The following is an 18718-nucleotide window of genomic DNA, read 5'->3' as shown; positions in this document are numbered from 1 at the left end:
AAGTTATTTATCCAGCACTGACAGCATATTGACTGGCAATAAATCGGCCTTTACCCATACTGGGTGCTGTTATATCCGGGCCACTCGATGGGTTATTTGCCGGCTGTGATGGGGTAAAACGGGCAATAAATTGCTGCCCAACAACAATCACCGTGGCAGGGCTACAACAAAAATTTACCTGCTGGCTGACATCCAATTGAGCAATGGTGACCACACCCATGCCGGGCACCGGGTGGCTTGGAGTAATATATTGCGCCTGAAATTGGACCTTTTTTTCATCACCCACCATCACGATCTTTTTACCTTGGATTTTGGCGTAACCGCTGCCCCGGATGATTGCCGGCCCTAGAATGGTGACTTGCCGATTACCGAACAAGGGTTCGAATAGTAAAGTGTCGCCATCAACCACCAGTTGTTTGCTCATAAGATCACCTCTCCTTCACCAACCTCAAGAATACCTTCAATTTGCTGGCTAATTTCGCTACCTCTCAGGACATAGCTCACCTGAATATGCAGAGTATTAGGCCAATCCATTTTTTGATTCACCTGAATTTCAGTAATTTCCGCGCGGGATTCATAACGTAATACTCGCTCTTCAATATGCGTTTGAATACGCGCCATTAATTCATCACTGATATTTTCAAACAGATAATCATTCAAGCCACAACCATAATCTTCACGCATAATCCGCTCGCCAGTCTCCGTCAGAAAAAGAATTTTCATACTCTGACGAACATGTTCTGCCCCTTCCGCCATGATGATTCCAGTCTGAGAAGAAAATTGAGGCGGAAATGCCCAACCCCGACCATAAATATCGGCTAATATTTTGTCTGCCATTTCACTACCCTATTATTGTGTTAAATTAATTTTCGCACCTTTAATATCAACACCAGATTTTCCAGCGGCTGACAGGGATTTTTCAGCCCGGATATTAATTTCCTGTGCATTAGCTATTAGATTTTTAGCAGAATTAAACATGATATCTTTATCCTGTTGCAGAGATAAAATATTTTTTCCACTATTAAATGCGAGCGTCTGCTCTTTATTATCGAAGATTAACGCCTGCTGATTTTCCCCCTGTTTAATCACTAATGTTTTTATTTGATTTTTTTCACTCGGTTCTAACGGGGATTTGTTTTTGGGATTATGCATAGCGCCTAATATCACCGGAAAACGGGGATCACATTCAAAGAAACCGATTATCACCTCATCCCCCGCTTCAGGGTAAAAACAGAATCCGCTTTCATGACTGGCATAAGGTTTACCTAAGCGGGCAAAAAGTGTGCCGCCGGTTAAGCTTAAGGCTGGTACTTTAACTGGAATACGATCCAGAGACTGGCTGTCTGGTTGGCATTTTTCCACGATACCAACATGTAACTCTTTAACCGGCGGTACAGCCTGTTCTACATCTGATTGCACGCCTAACGTTAACCGGGTACGCCAACCTTGCCGCTGGTTGATGGTCTGGCTGACACCGGTGATAATCGCCTGACCATCCATCCCTTGCCCGAAGCCAGTCAACGCCAAAACATCACCCGGCCAATAACGATCATCCCCTTCGACTTCAAAACTGCCGGATACATTATGGCTTCGCCGATTACCCATGATGCTTTGAGTAAATTGTTTGGTTTGTTCATTATCCAATGGATAGCTGAAAATCCATTGCCACTCTTGATCGGTCAGCGATTTCAAACTGTCCGTAGCAAGTTGACCGCGACCAAAGCCACTATTTTTTGCCTGAATCGCCTGAGACAATTTTTGTTGGCTAATGTCCCAAGACTGCACACTTACTGTTTTAGGGCTGCGCTGATTATCCCATTGCAGATTGGCTTCAAACAGCACAACACTCTGGTGGTCACCGCGCTGGCGAATGGTGTGTACGGTTGACTGATTAAGTGATTCCGGTGTTACCAACGTAACGGTATCATGGCCGGGGAGCAGCCAGGTATTCGTAGCAGTAAATCGGCTTTTTAAGAATGTCCAATCATTGCAACGAAACTGCACCATTTGCTCATGTACCGTTTTAAGTTGAGGCGCCTGTTTTATCGTGACAGGCACACCGGCTTGGCTGAATAGCTTCTTGATAATCGCCTCATCACTCTGTTTACTGAATAGCTGCGAGCGGAAACTATGGGTTAATTTTTGCAATGGATGTTTTACCGTCAGAATCACTAGACTGTCCTGACCTTTAAGCCTCAGTGTCTGCCGGACGATGATCCCTTTAAACAACACATTTTTTTGTATCTGCACAATAAGTTCATGATTCGGGCGGCAACCCGCCAACTCAGCTTGCGCCTTGGCATCAAAAATATGGTTGGTATCACCGATGATAGCCAAAGTGACATTAGCCGAAGGAATGCCATTGATAGGGTAATTTACTGACAAGCTGATAACCGTAAACTGATTGAGCGTTTTGCCGCCTATCTTAATCGCAATCGGAGGTATCTTCATGCCTTCCTCCGTGCTTGTAGCGTTTGTCCCGGCGTGAAATCATCAAGATTATCCAGATCGTTTTGCCAAGCCAGCGAAAGATAATCGATACCACCCGCTAGCGCAGCGCCAGCACCCAGTGCAATCAATGGCAGAGAGAGCATATCGGTTACACTAACCGCAGTGGCTGGCGGCGATTTTAACTGTTGTTCAGTGGTCTGAATAACAAAGCTCTCATCCGCCACCAGCGATAAAGTGGCAATTGCCCGCAACGGCGTGGCATCTCGGTCAAACAAGGTGTAATGAATACTAAGACCACTGGCCCGGCAGGCAAAATAGCCTTTTTTTTCCCAACGCATTTTGCCCCATTTGATTTTAAGAAAGTGTGGAACTTTGGTACCGGCATCAACGGCACAGAGGGTTTTCAAGGTCGTCAGTTGGGTTTCTATCGGCGTATTGTTGCCGGGCATAGAGGCATCAAACAGTAGATCTAACGATAGGCCCGCAGGCTGAGACGACACATAGTGGTTGCTTTGGTGAGCATGGGTAATACTTTCATCGTTTTTATAATTGGCTTGATAATTGAGCTGGATCGCATCAGGGTTATACATCACCGGTAAACTGCCCACCAAGATTTTACCTTCCCGATCTTTAAAAGCCGTCAGTGTGAGTTTGGATAGGCTGCGTTCAATTAAGCTCATAATGGCCCCCTGTCTCACGTAATGCCTCTAACACCTCCCGTTTCACCCTATCAATCAGGCGAGCGTCATCCAATGCTTCTTGGGCTAATGTTCGCGGAGATGATAAATCACCCGCAGAATCGGTAACTTTAGCCTGAATAATCAGTTCTTTAATTTCTACAGTCATGCTTTCACTCCTAACCAGCGCATATCCTGATAACGTAACTCCAGGGAATTGACCAAAACAGCATTGCTATTGGCATCAAAATCACCGGTAGACCAACGAACCGGTAACGCGTTACTTACGGTCCAACTTGCCACAGGTAAAAAACTTTCATTCAGCAACATAATGACCACATCAGCATAAACCGCTTTTTCTCCACGCAAGACACGATCAAATATCAGAGTCAGCGGTGTAATCGTCATAACACCACGTTCCAGTACCAAACTGCCGTGCTGGATCTTCTCGGCCAGCCAAATATTTCTGGCATTTTCCCCGCCCTGGCTGTGTTGGGTGGTTTGCAGTTCACGGCTGAGCCCCGATATGCGCTGAAAAGCAATATCAAGTGGACTGGGAATATTGTTAAACAGAAAACTGGCGATAAAACGGTGTGATACTGATGGGGTATATAGATTGTGCATATTTTGCCCCTGTTTAATTTAATCCCGTGGTCCCGGTACGCGTATCAAACGTCAGACTCAGCTCAATAAATTCCGCCGGAATGAGCAGAGCCAGTTTGATTTTCATGATCATTTTCCCGGCCCGCTGATCCTCTTCACTCATTGATTCGTTAACACCGAGTAATATGTCAAACGCTCGGTCCTCTTGGGTACCTAACAGTCCACCTTTCAGCCACAATTGATGCAACCAGTTGTAAGTTTGGCCTTTAAGTTTCATCCAGGTGATAGCGTTGTTAGGTTCGAAAACAAAAGCCCGGCCTAATCGGGTGAGATGGGCTTCGATATAGGAGACCAAGCGGCGAGTTTGGATATAACGCCAGGGAGAACCTGAGATGTTGTCCAGAGTTCGGCATCCCCAAACTTTAATCCCTTTGCCGGGGAAGCTGCGAACCAAATTCAACGAAGCGCCATGCTGATTAAAGAGCGCATCAGCTTCAATAAAAGAGCGTACCGGGCTGACTACCTTAGCTAGCACTACGTTGGCTGGCGCGGTCCAGATATCTTGCTGATTATCATTACGCTGGATAACAGCCGCCACCGCAGCGGTAGGCGAAAGGATGATATGTTTACCACTTTCTTGGTATGTGGTTTTCAATCCCGGCCAATATACCGCGCCCCATTGCCGATCACTTGAGGAAAACTGCTCTAAACATGTAGCGGCCAGTACCGGATCATCCGGGGCATCCAGCAATCCCATGATGCCGCGCCGACTCTTGCAAAGGTTGAGTACTGATTGCCAAAACTGTAGCCAAAGATCTATGTTGGCACCGGATTCACTCATCTGACTAAAGCGGACAACATCAGGGACTACAATCAGCGTGATAGCACTCTCTGCGGCAATCACCTGTTTAAGCCAATCCTGTTGCAGTGCGGTGATCAATGATTGAAAATCGTTCAGTGGAGAGTCTAGCGACAATACATAGGTTTGTTGGCCGCCATTTTCAAAAAAGTGACGTACAGAGTAGTACATTAATCCTGACTCTCGAAATGTTAGGGTAAAATCGGTCAGGCTGTTCAATTTAACCGCGGTTTTATTGCCCGCCCTTCTTGGAATATAACCAATAAAAACCGGTATACCAACAAATGCATCATCTGGCTTCTGGGATATTAGGTTCTCCGTTACTGTGACGCCAGGCTGTTTTATTTCCATTATCGTTTCCTCTACAGGACAGGCGCGGCAAACCGCGCCCCAGTATGGTTACTGTGCTACTTTTTGCGAAAATTGCAGGATAATAAATTCAGCCGGACAGACCGCCGCCATCCCAACCTTGACGATCATTCTTCCTTGCCTAATATCGCTCTCGGACATGGTGATACCTTGGCCAATTTGCACAAAATAGGCTTCCTGTGGACTATTGCCAACCAGTGCCCCTTGCTGCCAGAGTTGGTGGAGATAGTTGTCAATGGCTGACCTTACTCGCTCCCAAGTCGGTTGGCTATTGGGCTCAAAGACGGCAAATCGCATGGCCTGTTTGATATCCCGTTCCGCCGCATTAAATAGACGCCGTACCGGAATATAGCGCCAGTTGTCATCATCTTTCAGGGTACGTGAGCCCCACACGACAAACCCTCGATTATTGAAATAGCGGATAGCATTGATACCTTTTTGATTCATGGTACCTTGCTCATCTTCGGTGAGCCGTTCTTCTACATCACTAATGCCATTCAAAACAACATTAGCCGGCGCTTTCCAGACACCACGACGGGTATCAATGGCACAATAAACACCAGCCATCACTGCACTGGCGGGAATCATTCTATTTATATTTTGTATTGCATAAATAGCTTGCTGATAAACATCCGGGTTTTTCTCTTTGAGTTCCGTCAGATTGGTAACCCTGTTTTTTTCTGCATCCTGATAACCTGAAACAACTACAAGACTCTCTTCCGTTTGCATAGGCTGTGAGACTTTCACCGCTGGATAATACGTTGCGGTTTGTGAAGGCGAGTTAACACTGATGGCGGTTGCTTTATCTTGGTTATCAGCGATAAGGAAATAGCCGGCATTCAATAATGAAGATGTCAGGCTGTTATATATCTGACTCTGATAACCAGAATCCTGTTCAGAACAGACGATCAAGGTAATTTCTAAAGCCTGCTCAATTAACTCAGGGATTAAAGCCAGAGTTTTAGCATCTTTTGAATCAGCAATTGGCAAGATATAGCAAGGTCCACCGCCATTTTGGAAATAAAGTTTTAAAGCATCACTGCTTGTCGTGTAGTTAACTTCCACCTTGTAAGTGTAATCGGTTTTTTCTTCTTCTTTTCCATTTGTATCGTCATTAACTACTTCATTATTTTCAACTGATATATCACCTTCAACTTTTTTAGATTTTTTAGGGACAGGCGGAGGGGGAGATGGAGGTGTTGATTTGATAGCTATCGACATAACACAACCTACATGAAATAGGTTAGTGAAATCCAACCAGCTACTAACCCGTGTCACTTGTGGCGTTGAGCTGGTTTTCTTAGGTGAGAAGCGGCCAATAAAAACAGGGATTGCCGTGTTCCCTTGACTAATAGAAAGCGCCAGTGATGCATCTTCTTCAATATAGACGCCCGGATAAGTTGGTGTTATTGGCATATGGCCTCCAATTATTGTGCGACGCTCTGCGTAAACTGCAAGATAATAAACTCGGCTGGACGAACCGCCGCCATACCCACTTTGACAATCATTTTGCCCTGTTTAATCTCGTCATCAGTCATAGTGATATTTTTACCTATTTGAACAAAATAAGCCTGATCAGCTTTATTTCCTACCAATCCACCTTGTTGCCAAAGAGAATAAAGATAATTATCAATAGCCCGACGCACAGCTTCCCAAGTAGGTTGGCTATTAGGTTCAAAAACCGCAAAACTCATAGCATTTTTAATGTCTCGCTCCGCACTGTTAAACAGGCGGCGAACCGGGATGTAACGCCAATTATCGCTGTCCTCAAGCGTGCGAGCTCCCCAAACCAATGTGCCGCTTTTAGGGAAGTTACGGATCATATTCAGTGCCTTACCTTGGTTATATTGTCCTTGCAGGTCGTCTGTCACCGGGTATTTAGGCTGTAGTCCTCCTTGAATAGCTACGTTAGCAGGTGCTTGCCAAACACCTCGGTTGTTATCAACACTGGCATAAATACCGGCCATCACCGCACTGGGTGGAATATCAACAAGCGTTTTATTTTCCCCCCATTCAGCGGTCAGCCAAGGATAGTAAACCGCGCCATAGGGGGTAGAAGGATAAGAGTCGAGTATATTTTCTGGTTCTTTTATGTTAGTGGTATCGTTTCGGTGTTTAGGTTTAGAAGCGCCATCTTCTTTCTCTTTCGCGATATCAACGTCTGGACCATCAAAAATAGCAAATAATCCTTTACCCGGTTTGCAAAGTTCCGCTACAGCGGTAGTAATATTTTCTCCAGCAGCAACCAACAATGTGACATCATCCAGTGTTGGAACTTGGCCTACTAAGTCTTTAATTTTCACGAGATAGCAATATCCACCACCGTTAATAAAATAGGCCCGTAGTGAAATATCAAGCTTATCATCAGGATTAAATTGCTCACCTTTTCGTGTCAAATAATCCAGCCAACTACTGATACGAAGATGAGCATCTGTGAATAAAAATTTATTAGTATCTGCAACCGCAAAAATAGGAACCGCCGTTGCACTTGTACGAACAGAAAGCGCCAATGAAGCATCTTCTTCAATATAGACACCCGGATAAGTTGTACTAATTGTCATAATATTCGCCTTTAAACAGTACTGCATTGAATTGATATGTCAGATTATTCCTGACACCAAACAGTATATTAATGAAATTCAACAGTCACCCGATCGGCTTTCAAACTCATTTCCTGCACCGCAACTTCATTACTGGTAGCATCAAAACTGGGTGCCGTCAGTTTTTCTGGGAAAGCATTAGCAATATTCCAAGTAATTAGCAAATTTGAACCTGTTTCATCGGTGAGACTAATAGAAATATCTTTCTTCTCTATCTGATTAAGCGAAATAGAATTAATCCAATCGTACAATTTAGATTGCCCTTTAAAAATACCGCGCTTCAAGGTAATTGTTGGCCTCTGACGCTGACCGGGCATTTGTAACCAATTACCAATTCCATCACGATATTCAATGGTGTCATAGCTAATATCTAATCCCGATACACTTTGGAAAGACATTTGCTCATCACCAACGGTCACGACAAAACGGTGAGTTGGAATGGGGTATTGAACAGCAATTTGATCGGCAGTTGTAGACATTGTTATTTCCTTAAGAGTTAAATTCATAACCGGGTTAGAATACACATCATTTTAGGTACGCTACCGCCCTTAGGTATCATGCCTAATGCCTTACTTGTGTATTCACCGTGCTTTAATATCCAAACCCTCATTCAAGAATGAGGCGATCTGACTACTGACTAACGTAAGTTAATACGTGATAAACATCACACTGTTGGAGCTTTAAACTATTCATCGAAACAGTAATACCTCAATACCGCCAAATAAAAGTTAAAAATAAAAAATAATTATTTTTATCTCTATTTTTACTTATAATTCAATATGATAAATAATATCATTCAACTAATAGGGTTATTGTTTTTAGACACCTATTTATCAATTTTCACAAAACGAGTTTATAAACCAAAAATAATACCTAAAAATATTTTATCTATATTTCTAAATCTTCCATCACGTCATGGACAATAGAGTTAGAATCATTGCAAGTATAAATAAAACTAATAGTTAGTTATTATTAGTTTTACTTCTTAATAAAAAACAGAAAAATAACCCATATGAAAAAATAAAATAAAAATTTTTAAATCATTTATTTTCTTGCATTACTCATGCAGAAGCTATATAAATTCTAACAGGCATAAGCCTAATTGAGCCCTCCTGGCTATAGAGAATAGACAAACACTAAACAGAGGCAGAGAATGCGTTATGTTGAAAATAACTAGAGATGTTTATTTAGACTGTGACTCAAACAAAATAATTCATGGTAAAAATATATTTATCATTACAGAAAAAGAGAAACGCCTGCTACTCGCACTGTGGGAACATGCCTCACAAGGGAATACATTAAACCGGGAACAACTTATCCCTCTGGTTTGGCCTGAACGCAAAAATGGAGTAGCAGAAACCAATTTATTGCAATTAATCTGTAAGTTACGCCGCACATTACGCTATTGTGATCTAGGTGAAGCCATACACACAGTATACCGACAAGGTTATCGTTTTATCCTGCCATTTCAAGATAACGAACCAGATAATCGTCAACCCCAAAATACTAAATTACCTATTCCCACCGATATACCTCCAAAGCCATTTTATTGGCGTTTCACCAGAATGATTGTTATGTTTATCACCGCAATCATCTGGATATCAACTATCCTATATACAGCCCCTTTTCTGGCTAAGAAATAATGATGGCTTTTATTTACAAAACGGTTAAATCCCCGTCAATGGAGGTCCATTAAATTAAACAGCATATAATCTGGTTATCCACTTCTTCTTTGCGGCTCATTTCAGCAAGTTATGGGCCGCTTTGTCGCTATTATCCCAATGAATATTATACTCATTTGTTTTTAATAAGATTTTATTCCCAAATTATAGAGATAAATGAGTACCAAGAGGCGGGAAATAATTACCAATTAATCAATAAAATAACGTTGTGATGTTAAATAAATTCATAAAGCAATGGAACTATCTGCCTTGTTAAGTGGTCATAAGCCTGTTGCTCATTCCCCTACAATTAAGGATGGAAATAATAATGGTGCTAAAACAACTCATCCCAGTTACTCTGATTTTTAGTTTATTGCCAACCGCAGCCCTCGCAGGAAAACCACAAAACTATCTCTACACTTCATCCGATGAGCTCGATCAATTACGTCCTCTGTTAGCACGTCAAGATATTGACGGTGTACAAGTTGTTTATAGCTGGAAACAATTGGAGGGTGCATCAGGGAAATATGATTTTTCCGCAATCGAAAAAGATTTGTCGTTGCTTGACAGAATAAAAAAGAAGCTGTTTATTCAGATCCAGGATCGCTTTTTTGAGAAAAATGCCCGCTATATTCCATTTTATCTCCAACAAGGCACAAAATACCAAGGCGGTTTAGTTGCTCAAGTTGATAATCCCGGTGAAGGCAAAGCACAAGGTTATGGTTGGGTTGCTATTCAGTGGAATACAGCGTTGCGCAAACGCTATCAGGATCTGCTTTCTGAGCTGGCAAAAGAGCTTGATGGTCGTATTACCGGGATTAATCTACCAGAAACCGCCGTTGATATTGACATGAAACAGGATAAGACCGGTTTTAGCTGTGACCGCTATTTTGCCGCCGAACTTGATAATATCAAATTTGCCCGCCAGGTATTTAAAAAATCCTACGTAGTACAATATGTTAATTTCTGGCCATGTGAATGGGATAACGATCATCAGTATATGTCTCGCTTTTTTAATTTCGCGTCGAAAAATAAGATCGGTCTCGGTGGCCCCGATATCGTGCCATATCAATCTGCTCAGATGAAAAACGCTTATCCCTTTTTCAATCGTTACAAAGGCAAACTGGATTTGGTGACAATGGCAGTTCAAGAACCAACACTGACCTACACCAACCCAAAAACTAAAAAACCCTTCACTAAGGAGGAGTTTACTAATTTTGCTGAAAACTACTTGGGGGCTAACATTATTTTTTGGAGTACCACAACACCATGGCTAAAGCAGTAAAGCAAAGGCCATGCAGATTTGTGCATGCACAATGGGCTGTGCCAAACACCAGACGAGGATGAATAGATAATGTCGAGCTTGTAGTACAAGTTGCTCCAAAAGGCGAGGAACAGTCCATTTTTCCTCACCACGACCAAACATTCACTCGGAATATTCAAATAAGAATTATATACCCGTTATCTTTCAAGTTGCCTCTTTGTTGGCTGCACTCACTCACCCCGGTCACATAGTTCTCTATGCTCCCGGGGATTCGCTCCCTTGCCGTCGCGATGCATCTTGAAATCCATAGGGTATAAATATAAATTTATCATTTAGGTACAGTGAAAAATCTTTATGATTATCTCCACATAATAACAACGCGGAGCTTACAATAATCCTCTCCGCGTAGATAAATTTTAACTCATGTCATTAACTGAATCGATAAAACGATTAAGAACACTTGAGTGTGATTTAGACTTATAAATATAACATTGATTTGCTGCACCAGGTTTTTCAATGGGAACAAAACTCAAAGCATCTCCTCCTTCCAATTCATCAGGATGAGAATCTGTAATAAATATATAATCTCTGGAATAAATGAAATTCATGCAGCATCCCATATTATCCATCTGACGCATATTTACTTTTCCACCACTTTGAATAACTTCTTCTTCCAAGTTTTTAATGAAGCTACTTTTATAAAGTACAGGATCGCATAGCCAAGTATTACTCTTTAGTAATTGCATCACATCGCCATTAGCAATATCTAATAACTCTTTTCGGCAGCAAATTCCCAATTCAGGCCCTTTTATTTTGCGAATGAGAAGAAAACGGTCACTTAGTATCTTTTCTGAGCTCAGAATGAGCGTATTGCCGTCATAATCCACTATTTCTTCAATGTTATCATAACTAAACCGGAATATATTTACCTGTGAGCTATTTCTGTCAGCTGCCTTATATAAATAAATAAGATGTTTGTTTTTCCCCCAATCGTAATAAATATTAACTATGTTACATATACTACCACTGATATGTTTTTTAGTTATTTCTTTTTCTTGTAAATAAAGATCTTTAAGATCATTATATAATTCTAAACCATCTTTAGTCAGACTCATCCCAAATTTCTCCCTTTTGAAAAGGCGCTTCCCTAATGTTGCTTCGAAGTCTTTGATTGATTTAGCTACTGGAGGAGTTGTACGGTTCATCACTCTTGCCGCTTTACTTAAAGAACCATTTTCCACCACTGCCATGAATGCTTCTAATTTACGAGAAAAAAACATAATTCACCGTTCCTATATAACTTGTGGCTAAAATAATTTCTTTGAAATAGCCTTCACCAAATGACAGCTAAATCAAGTTTGATACTGTGAAGGCATAAATTTTGTACAAAAAAACAAATACTTCTCAAACATATACCACATAAAAAAAGCGTATGTTCAATACATAGGTGGCTCAATAAACTCTATTATTCATGTTTATCATGGTTCAAAAATTAATCTCAACCAATCAACCATTAGAAAATATAAACATTACTAACGAGCTCAATTTTCTATCAAAGATTAGGATAGGGTTCTACATTTTTCAGTAATCAATTTTTGTAACACTAGAGATAAAAACGGTCTAACAGAGGCTCTTTCTCACTACAAATTATTATATTTTTCACAACAAATTATAATATTAGGGGATCCGTTACTATTTCGTGCTGACCATTGTCAATAGTTACTTTTTAAGATCCATCTGTTATTATTGTTCCTGTGTCTTTTTACTGGATGGCTGTAAAAGATGAAATTTATCTCTTTTAATATTAATGGATTACGTGCCCGCCCCCATCAGTTAGCTGCGATCATCGAGCAACATCAACCCGACGTTATCGGTCTACAGGAAACAAAAGTCCATGATGACGCGTTTCCTTTAGGAGAGGTTGGGGAGCTTGGCTATCATGTATTTTATTACGGCCAGAAAGCCCATTACGGCGTTGCTCTGTTAACGCGCCAGAAGCCTCTTGCGGTGTATCGTGGTTTTCCAGGGGATGATGAAGATGCTCAACGCCGTGTTATCATGGCAGAAATGGAAACCCCACACGGGTTATTGACCGTTATTAATGGCTATTTCCCACAGGGAGAAAATCGTGAACATCCAGTGAAATTTCCGGCAAAAGAGAAATTTTATCAGGATCTGCAAAACTACCTGGAGCAAAACTTAACCCCTCAATCACAAGTGATTATCATGGGTGATATGAATATCAGCCCGACAGATATGGATATCGGAATTGGTGAAAACAACCAAAAACGCTGGTTAAAAACAGGTAAATGTTCTTTTCTGCCAGAAGAGAGAGATTGGATGGATCGCCTGAAAAATTGGGGTCTGGTTGATACATTCCGGCATCTCAATCCTGAATGTAATGACCAATTTTCCTGGTTTGATTATCGATCCAAAGGGTTTGATGATAACCGCGGATTGCGGATTGATTTGCTGCTTGCAAGTAAACCCTTGGCGGAGCGCTGTATCGCAACAGGCATTGATTACAAAATCCGTGAGATGGAAAAACCGTCAGATCATGCCCCAGTTTGGGCAGAATTTGAAATTTGATATTCCGTTAACACCGAATATCAATCGTTTTTTTAAAATAATGTAATAATTGCTGCGCTCTATGGCGCAGCTGTTTTGGCATTTTTCGTTGCTTTTATTTTTTTCCCCTTTTTATCTTTCACTGGAAGTGGTGGTAAGTCACTAAAAGCAGTTAAATTACGGTTCTGTTTGGCCTGCAAAATTAATTGCTGCAATGTCTCCTCAAGTGGCCCCATGAAATCTTGATAGCGGAACTGTTTTTCACTGATTTGCGTTAACCGAGACTCCCAATGGGCGGTCATATCCGGTAAAGCGGCCATATCAGGCAATACATGGATCAATGCCCTACCCGCAGGTGTTGCATGAATATGACGCCCTTTTTTATAAAGAAACTCCCGTTTAAACAACAGTTCGATAATGCCAGCCCGCGTTGCTTCCGTTCCCAACCCATCTGTTGCACGAAGGACTTTTTTCAGCTCTTTATCCTGTACAAAACGGGCAATTCCGGTCATAGCAGAAAGGATAGACGCATCAGTAAATGGCTTTGGCGGTTGGGTTTGGCGCTCTACCACCTCTCCTCTTTCACACAATAATTCATCACCTTTAGCAACAACGGGTAATGGCGTTCCGTCATTCTCTTCATCACGCTCTTTATTACCAAGTAACGTTCTCCAACCTGCCTCAGCAAGAAAACGGGCTTTAGCAATAAATTTTCCACCCGCAATTTCCAATTCAATAACACATTTACGGAATATGGCATCCGGGAAAAATTGCATCAAATATTGTCGGGCAATCAAACCATAAATATTAGCCTCGTTATCCGTCAGATTTATATGGCTACTTCGAGCTGTAGGAATAATTGCATGGTGAGCATCAACCTTTTTATCGTCCCAACAACGATTCTTTCTATCTATTTCCAGTAACTCTTGTGGCAACAGATTTGTTGCGTGAATAGATATCGCATTAAGCACTGCATGACGACCAGCAAAGTGTTCATCCGGCAAATAACGGCAATCAGAACGGGGATAAGTAATTAGCTTATGTGTTTCATACAATCGCTGACAAATATCCAACACTTGCTGCGCATTTAGGCCAAAACGTTTAGCGGCTTCAATTTGCAAAGAAGATAATGAAAAGGGCAAAGGAGCGACTTCAGATTCCCGTTTATCCTGATAAGAGATCACATAGGCTGGTTGACCGGTTATTCTGGCAACAACATGTTCAGCCAGAGGCCGGTGTATCAATCGTCCTTCTTCATCTAAAAAATCGATACAAGATTCACTTGGTTGCCAGATAGCGATAAAACGTTCATCTTTCGGCGTAACAATATGCGCTTTTACCTCAAAAAAATCTTTGGGTACGAAATGCTCAATCTCTTCATCCCGGCGAACCACTAAACCCAAAACCGGCGTCTGAACTCGCCCAACTGATAATACCCCCTGATACCCCGCATTGCGGCCAAGCAAGGTATAAGCACGGGTCATATTAATGCCATAAAGCCAATCAGCCCTAGCTCTGGCGAGAGCTGAAACACATAGCGGAATAAAATCCCGGTTATCTCTTAACCGATCAACAGCTCTGGTTACCGCTTGTGGATTTAGATCACTTATCAAGCAGCGGCGAACATTTTTCCGCCTCACAGCATCCAGTTTCAAAAAATCCAAAACCTCATCCACCAACAGTTGCCCTTCCCGATCTGGGTCACCGGCATGCACTATTTCATCGGCTTTTTCCAACAATGTCTGGACAATGTTGAGCTGTTTCTCAACAGAAGGTCGCGGTTTTAACTGCCATTTTTCAGGAATGATTGGAAGATCAACCAATGACCAACGAGCAAAACGACTGTCATAGGCATCAGGTTCCGCCTGTTCCAGTAAGTGCCCAATACACCAAGTAACAAACTGGTTATCTCCACAAGCGATAAAGCCATCGCCACGGCGATGCGGTTTTGGTAGAACATCGGCAATCGCCCTGGCTAGACTTGGTTTTTCTGCAATAAAAAGCCGCATGGATATTATTCATTAACCTCAATGAGTACTCTGCCTGACTGTTGCTCAGACAATTCACCAATCGCGGTCAGTTCGATGCCATGACATCGTGCAATCGCTTTCACTTCATCTATAGCTTCTGGTAGAACAGCCAACAGCAGGCCACCGGATGTTTGCGGATCACATAACAGTTTGCGCTGAAGTTCTGTCATTTCACCAATAAGATGACCGTAACTATCAAAGTTACGCCCAGTTCCCCCCGGAACACAACCCTTTTCAATATAGGATCCTACTTCCGGCAGTTTAGGCACTTTTGCAAAATGGAGAGTTGCCTGAACCCCCGATCCTACACAAATTTCACTTAAATGCCCTAAAAGACCAAACCCGGTTACATCGGTCATTGCTGTAACGCCAGCCACCTCGGCAAAATCCATCCCCAAGTTATTTAAGCGGCACATGGTTTCTATCGCAATTCCCTGATGTTCAGGTAACAGCAAGCCTTTTTTCTCCGCCGTGGCCAATACGCCAATTCCAAGTGGCTTTGTCAGAAATAGCTGGCTTCCCGCTTTCGCGGCACTGTTCTGTTTCACTCGGCCAATATTAACGATACCGGTTACAGCCAAACCAAAAATAGGTTCAGGCGCATCAATAGAGTGCCCTCCCGCCAGTACAATCCCAGCCTCTTTACACGCAGCCCGGCCACCTTCAATCACCTTACGGGCAATTTCCGGCGCCAATTTATCAATAGGCCATGCCAAAATAGCTATCGCCATAATAGGTTTACCGCCCATCGCATAAATATCGCTGATAGCATTTGTGGCAGCAATGCGCCCAAAATCAAATGGATCATCGACAATCGGCATGAAAAAATCTGTCGTACTGATAATGCCGGTACCATTGCCAATATCATAAACCGCAGCATCATCACGGGTTTCATTACCAACCAGTAAGTGAGGATCAAGAAATTTTTCCTGCTCACTATGCAGAATGGTTTCCAAAACTTTTGGTGAAATTTTACAACCGCATCCAGCACCGTGGCTGTATTGGGTAAGACGAACTTCTGTTGACATAACAGACCCCGGTTACAAGTAGCTGACAAAATTGGTCATATCAGGCGCAGTAACCTTATTTGGTGCTTTTAGTGCAGGCGTTCCAAGGTAGAGAAAACCCACTATTTTGTCATGTTCATGACAACCCAAACCGGCACGCACGGTATTATCATCAGTCCATGAACCCGTACGCCAGATACCACCAAACCCTTGAGCCACAGCAGCCATTTGCATCGCATGCACCGCACAACCAGCTGAAACCACCTGCTCCCATTCAGGTATTTTGGAATTCTCAGCCACTTTTGCAATAACAGTGATGATTAATGGTGCACGATAAGGCGCATTTTTCGCTTTTTCTTCCGCCTCAGCACCAAGCTGACTATCAATGGCTGCTTGATGGAGTAATCGACTGAATCGCTCAATTCCTTCATCCTGCATGACAATAAAGTGCCACGGACGTAATGCGCCATGATCAGGTGCTCTCATTGCCGCCGCCAGAATATGCTGTAATGCTTCACCTTGAGGTGCGGGGGTTGTTAAACGTGATACTGAACGTCTGTTCAACAAAAGTTCTAGTGCATCCATCTTTTCTCTCCTAAGTAATGTATTTTGGTATAAGCTAACATTTTCTGTTTATTTGTTAACAAATAAAAGCCCTAAAGCCGTCTTTTCAGGCAATATGCCACTATTTGAAGCTGACATTTACATGCCTGATCATTAGGATAGCTTCACTTGATCCTATTTTTGGAGATGATATGCGTATTTTATGGAAGTTGATCGCAAGATTATTTAAATGGAGTTGGCGACTATTAAATTTTATTCGAGAAGTCATTTCAAACCTGATTTTTATCATGCTAATTCTGATTGTGGTTGGTGGTTTTCTGATTTACCAACAGACAAACAAAACGGCAGATAGTTATCAAGGAGCATTATATGTCAATCTCACCGGTATCATTGTGGATCAGGTCTCCAGCCGTACTCCATTGACTCAATTAGGCCGTGAGTTGTTTGGTACATCCAGCAATAAATTCCAGGAAAACTCCCTGTTTGATATTGTTGATAGCATTCGCCAAGCAAAAACCGATAACAAAATCACCGGTCTGGTGCTGAAACTTGATGATTTCATCGGCACCGACCAGCCATCTATGCAGTATATCGGTAAGGCAATTAATGAGTTTAAAGCTTCCGGTAAACCGGTTTATGCTATCAGTGATAGTTATAATCAATCACAATATTATCTGGCTACCTTTGCCGATAAAATCTATCTATCGCCACAAGGAACGGTTGGCCTTTATGGCTATTCAACCAATAACCTGTATTACAAATCCCTGTTGGATTCACTGAAAGTCACCGCGCATATTTTCCGTGTCGGGACGTATAAATCAGCCGTTGAACCAGTTATGCGTGATGATATGTCTCCCGCTGCCCGCGAAGCTGATAGCCGTTGGATCAACGGTCTGTGGGATAACTACCTCAATACTGTCGCTGCCAACCGCAAGCTTTCTGTTCATCAAGTATTCCCAGGCGCTGATGAGATGATTGCTAACTTACGTGCTGTTGGCGGAGACAATGCGCAATATGCACTTAAATACAAACTGGTCGATTATGTTGCGCCACGCAATGTCATTGAAAATGATATGACAAAAGCCTTTGGTTGGGACGAGAAAAACCGTCACTTCAATGCTATCAGCATTTATGATTATGCACCGCAATTAGTAGAAGGCAGGTTATCATCTAAAGGTAATATCGCCGTTATTGTCGCACAAGGTGCAATCATCGATGGGCAGCAGACTCAAGGTATGGTTGGCGGTGACACGACCGCCGCGCAAATCCGTCAAGCTCGTCTGGATGATAATATCAAAGCCGTTATTCTGCGGGTAAACAGCCCTGGTGGCAGTGTGAGTGCTTCTGATGTTATCCGCACTGAACTGGCTGCGCTACGTGCAACGAATAAACCTGTGGTGGTTTCTATGGGGGGAATGGCCGCGTCCGGTGGCTATTGGATCTCTACCCCGGCTAATTACATCATCGCAAACCAAAGTACGTTGACGGGTTCTATCGGTATCTTCGGTGTCATTACCACTTATGAAAACAGTCTGGAACATATTGGTATCCACACCGATGGCGTTTCTACCACACCACTCGCGGGCATTTCTGTTACTAAAGGACTCAGCAAAGAGTTCTCAGCACTGATGCAACTTAATATTGAGAACGGCTATAACAACTTTATTGGCCTTGTTGCTGCTTCACGCCATAAAACACGTGAAGAAGTCGATAAAATTGCTCAGGGGCATGTGTGGACGGGTAATGATGCGAAAACCAATGGATTGGTCGACCAATTAGGGGATTTCGATGATGCGGTCACCAAAGCGGCTGAATTGGCGAAATTGGATAACCCTGAGCTTGACTGGATGCAACCTGAAATGTCATTCAGTGAGTTGCTGATGAACCAGTTGACAACAACCGCACAGGCTATCGTGCCGGAAGCAGTTCAAGCCTGGCTACCCGCTCCATTGGTGCAGGTAGCTCAGGAAGTGAAACAACAGAGTGAGTTCTATCGCCATCTGAATGATCCACAAAATCGTTATGCATTCTGTTTAAATTGCGGAGATGTTCGCTAAACAACCTA

The 18718-nt window shown here is 42.5% G+C and carries 18 protein-coding genes; 4 read left to right on the top strand and 14 right to left on the bottom strand.

Annotation, left to right across the window (positions count from 1 at the left end; all coding sequences use genetic code 11):
• Nucleotides 1-7: 7 nt before the first annotated feature.
• The 10 genes from LG003_RS01455 to LG003_RS01410 all read right to left on the bottom strand — a co-directional run bounded on the left by LG003_RS01455 (nt 8) and on the right by LG003_RS01410 (nt 8038).
• On the bottom strand, nt 8-424 hold the full coding sequence (locus tag LG003_RS01455; RefSeq protein ID WP_112875841.1) for a hypothetical protein: 417 nt from the start codon (nt 422-424) through the stop codon (nt 8-10).
• On the bottom strand, nt 421-837 hold the full coding sequence (locus tag LG003_RS01450; RefSeq protein ID WP_112875840.1) for a GPW/gp25 family protein: 417 nt from the start codon (nt 835-837) through the stop codon (nt 421-423). Before LG003_RS01450 ends, LG003_RS01455 begins: the two co-directional genes overlap by 4 nt.
• A gap of 12 nt (nt 838-849) precedes the next feature.
• The gene (locus tag LG003_RS01445; protein WP_262980012.1) at nt 850-2451 is read right to left on the bottom strand and encodes a phage baseplate assembly protein V; all 1602 of its coding nucleotides are present in this window, start codon (nt 2449-2451) and stop codon (nt 850-852) included.
• On the bottom strand, nt 2448-3131 hold the full coding sequence (locus tag LG003_RS01440) for a CIS tube protein (protein WP_262980011.1): 684 nt from the start codon (nt 3129-3131) through the stop codon (nt 2448-2450). The genes LG003_RS01445 and LG003_RS01440 overlap by 4 nt, the downstream gene beginning before the upstream one ends.
• Nucleotides 3118-3297: a DUF5908 family protein gene (locus tag LG003_RS01435; RefSeq protein WP_112875837.1), complete on the bottom strand. Its 180-nt coding sequence runs from the start codon at nt 3295-3297 to the stop codon at nt 3118-3120. The genes LG003_RS01440 and LG003_RS01435 overlap by 14 nt, the downstream gene beginning before the upstream one ends.
• Nucleotides 3294-3752: a phage tail protein gene (locus LG003_RS01430; RefSeq protein ID WP_112875836.1), complete on the bottom strand. Its 459-nt coding sequence runs from the start codon at nt 3750-3752 to the stop codon at nt 3294-3296. The genes LG003_RS01435 and LG003_RS01430 overlap by 4 nt, the downstream gene beginning before the upstream one ends.
• 13 nt (nt 3753-3765) lie before the next feature.
• Nucleotides 3766-4941: a phage tail sheath family protein gene (locus tag LG003_RS01425; protein ID WP_112875835.1), complete on the bottom strand. Its 1176-nt coding sequence runs from the start codon at nt 4939-4941 to the stop codon at nt 3766-3768.
• A 48-nt stretch (nt 4942-4989) separates the two neighbouring features.
• Nucleotides 4990-6375 carry a phage tail sheath family protein gene (locus LG003_RS01420; RefSeq protein WP_112875834.1) on the bottom strand — a complete coding sequence of 462 codons (1386 nt, stop codon included), beginning with the start codon at nt 6373-6375 and terminating at the stop codon, nt 4990-4992.
• 11 nt (nt 6376-6386) lie between these two features.
• The gene (locus LG003_RS01415; RefSeq protein ID WP_112875833.1) at nt 6387-7520 is read right to left on the bottom strand and encodes a phage tail sheath family protein; all 1134 of its coding nucleotides are present in this window, start codon (nt 7518-7520) and stop codon (nt 6387-6389) included.
• 68 nt (nt 7521-7588) lie between these two features.
• On the bottom strand, nt 7589-8038 hold the full coding sequence (locus LG003_RS01410; protein WP_112875832.1) for a phage tail protein: 450 nt from the start codon (nt 8036-8038) through the stop codon (nt 7589-7591).
• 681 nt (nt 8039-8719) lie between these two features.
• On the opposite strand from LG003_RS01410, the gene LG003_RS01405 reads away from it, so the two are divergent.
• The gene (locus tag LG003_RS01405) at nt 8720-9202 is read left to right on the top strand and encodes a winged helix-turn-helix domain-containing protein (protein ID WP_240000664.1); all 483 of its coding nucleotides are present in this window, start codon (nt 8720-8722) and stop codon (nt 9200-9202) included.
• Nucleotides 9203-9548: 346 nt separating this feature from the next.
• Complete coding sequence (locus tag LG003_RS01400; RefSeq protein ID WP_112875831.1) at nt 9549-10505, top strand: hypothetical protein; 957 nt, start codon at nt 9549-9551, stop codon at nt 10503-10505.
• A 395-nt stretch (nt 10506-10900) separates the two neighbouring features.
• Here LG003_RS01400 and LG003_RS01395 read toward each other — a convergent pair whose 3' ends face one another.
• Nucleotides 10901-11764 (bottom strand): helix-turn-helix domain-containing protein, encoded by an 864-nt coding sequence (locus tag LG003_RS01395; RefSeq protein WP_112875830.1) that lies wholly within the window; start codon nt 11762-11764, stop codon nt 10901-10903.
• A 502-nt stretch (nt 11765-12266) separates the two neighbouring features.
• Here LG003_RS01395 and xthA point away from each other — a divergent pair.
• On the top strand, nt 12267-13073 hold the full coding sequence (xthA, locus tag LG003_RS01390; protein ID WP_112875829.1) for an exodeoxyribonuclease III: 807 nt from the start codon (nt 12267-12269) through the stop codon (nt 13071-13073).
• A 59-nt stretch (nt 13074-13132) separates the two neighbouring features.
• Here xthA and LG003_RS01385 read toward each other — a convergent pair whose 3' ends face one another.
• From LG003_RS01385 to LG003_RS01375, 3 genes are read right to left on the bottom strand one after another with little or no spacing between them, the layout of a single operon-like run.
• Nucleotides 13133-15061 (bottom strand): DNA topoisomerase III, encoded by a 1929-nt coding sequence (locus tag LG003_RS01385; protein WP_262980010.1) that lies wholly within the window; start codon nt 15059-15061, stop codon nt 13133-13135.
• Nucleotides 15062-15066: 5 nt separating this feature from the next.
• A complete protein-coding gene (gene selD, locus LG003_RS01380; protein ID WP_262980009.1) occupies nt 15067-16110 on the bottom strand; it encodes a selenide, water dikinase SelD in 1044 nt (347 codons plus the stop codon).
• A 12-nt stretch (nt 16111-16122) separates the two neighbouring features.
• Nucleotides 16123-16674 (bottom strand): NAD(P)H nitroreductase, encoded by a 552-nt coding sequence (locus tag LG003_RS01375; protein WP_262980008.1) that lies wholly within the window; start codon nt 16672-16674, stop codon nt 16123-16125.
• Between the two features lie 170 nt (nt 16675-16844).
• Here LG003_RS01375 and sppA point away from each other — a divergent pair, with 170 nt between their 5' ends.
• Complete coding sequence (gene sppA / locus LG003_RS01370) at nt 16845-18710, top strand: signal peptide peptidase SppA (RefSeq protein WP_262980007.1); 1866 nt, start codon at nt 16845-16847, stop codon at nt 18708-18710.
• Nucleotides 18711-18718 lie beyond the last annotated feature (8 nt).

The sequence above is a fragment of the Photorhabdus kleinii genome, assembly GCF_025384885.1.
In the GTDB taxonomy this organism is placed as follows: Bacteria; Pseudomonadota; Gammaproteobacteria; order Enterobacterales; family Enterobacteriaceae; genus Photorhabdus; species Photorhabdus kayaii.
The sequence above is the reverse complement of the archived record's forward strand: the minus strand, read 5'-3'. Positions and strand labels throughout refer to the sequence as shown.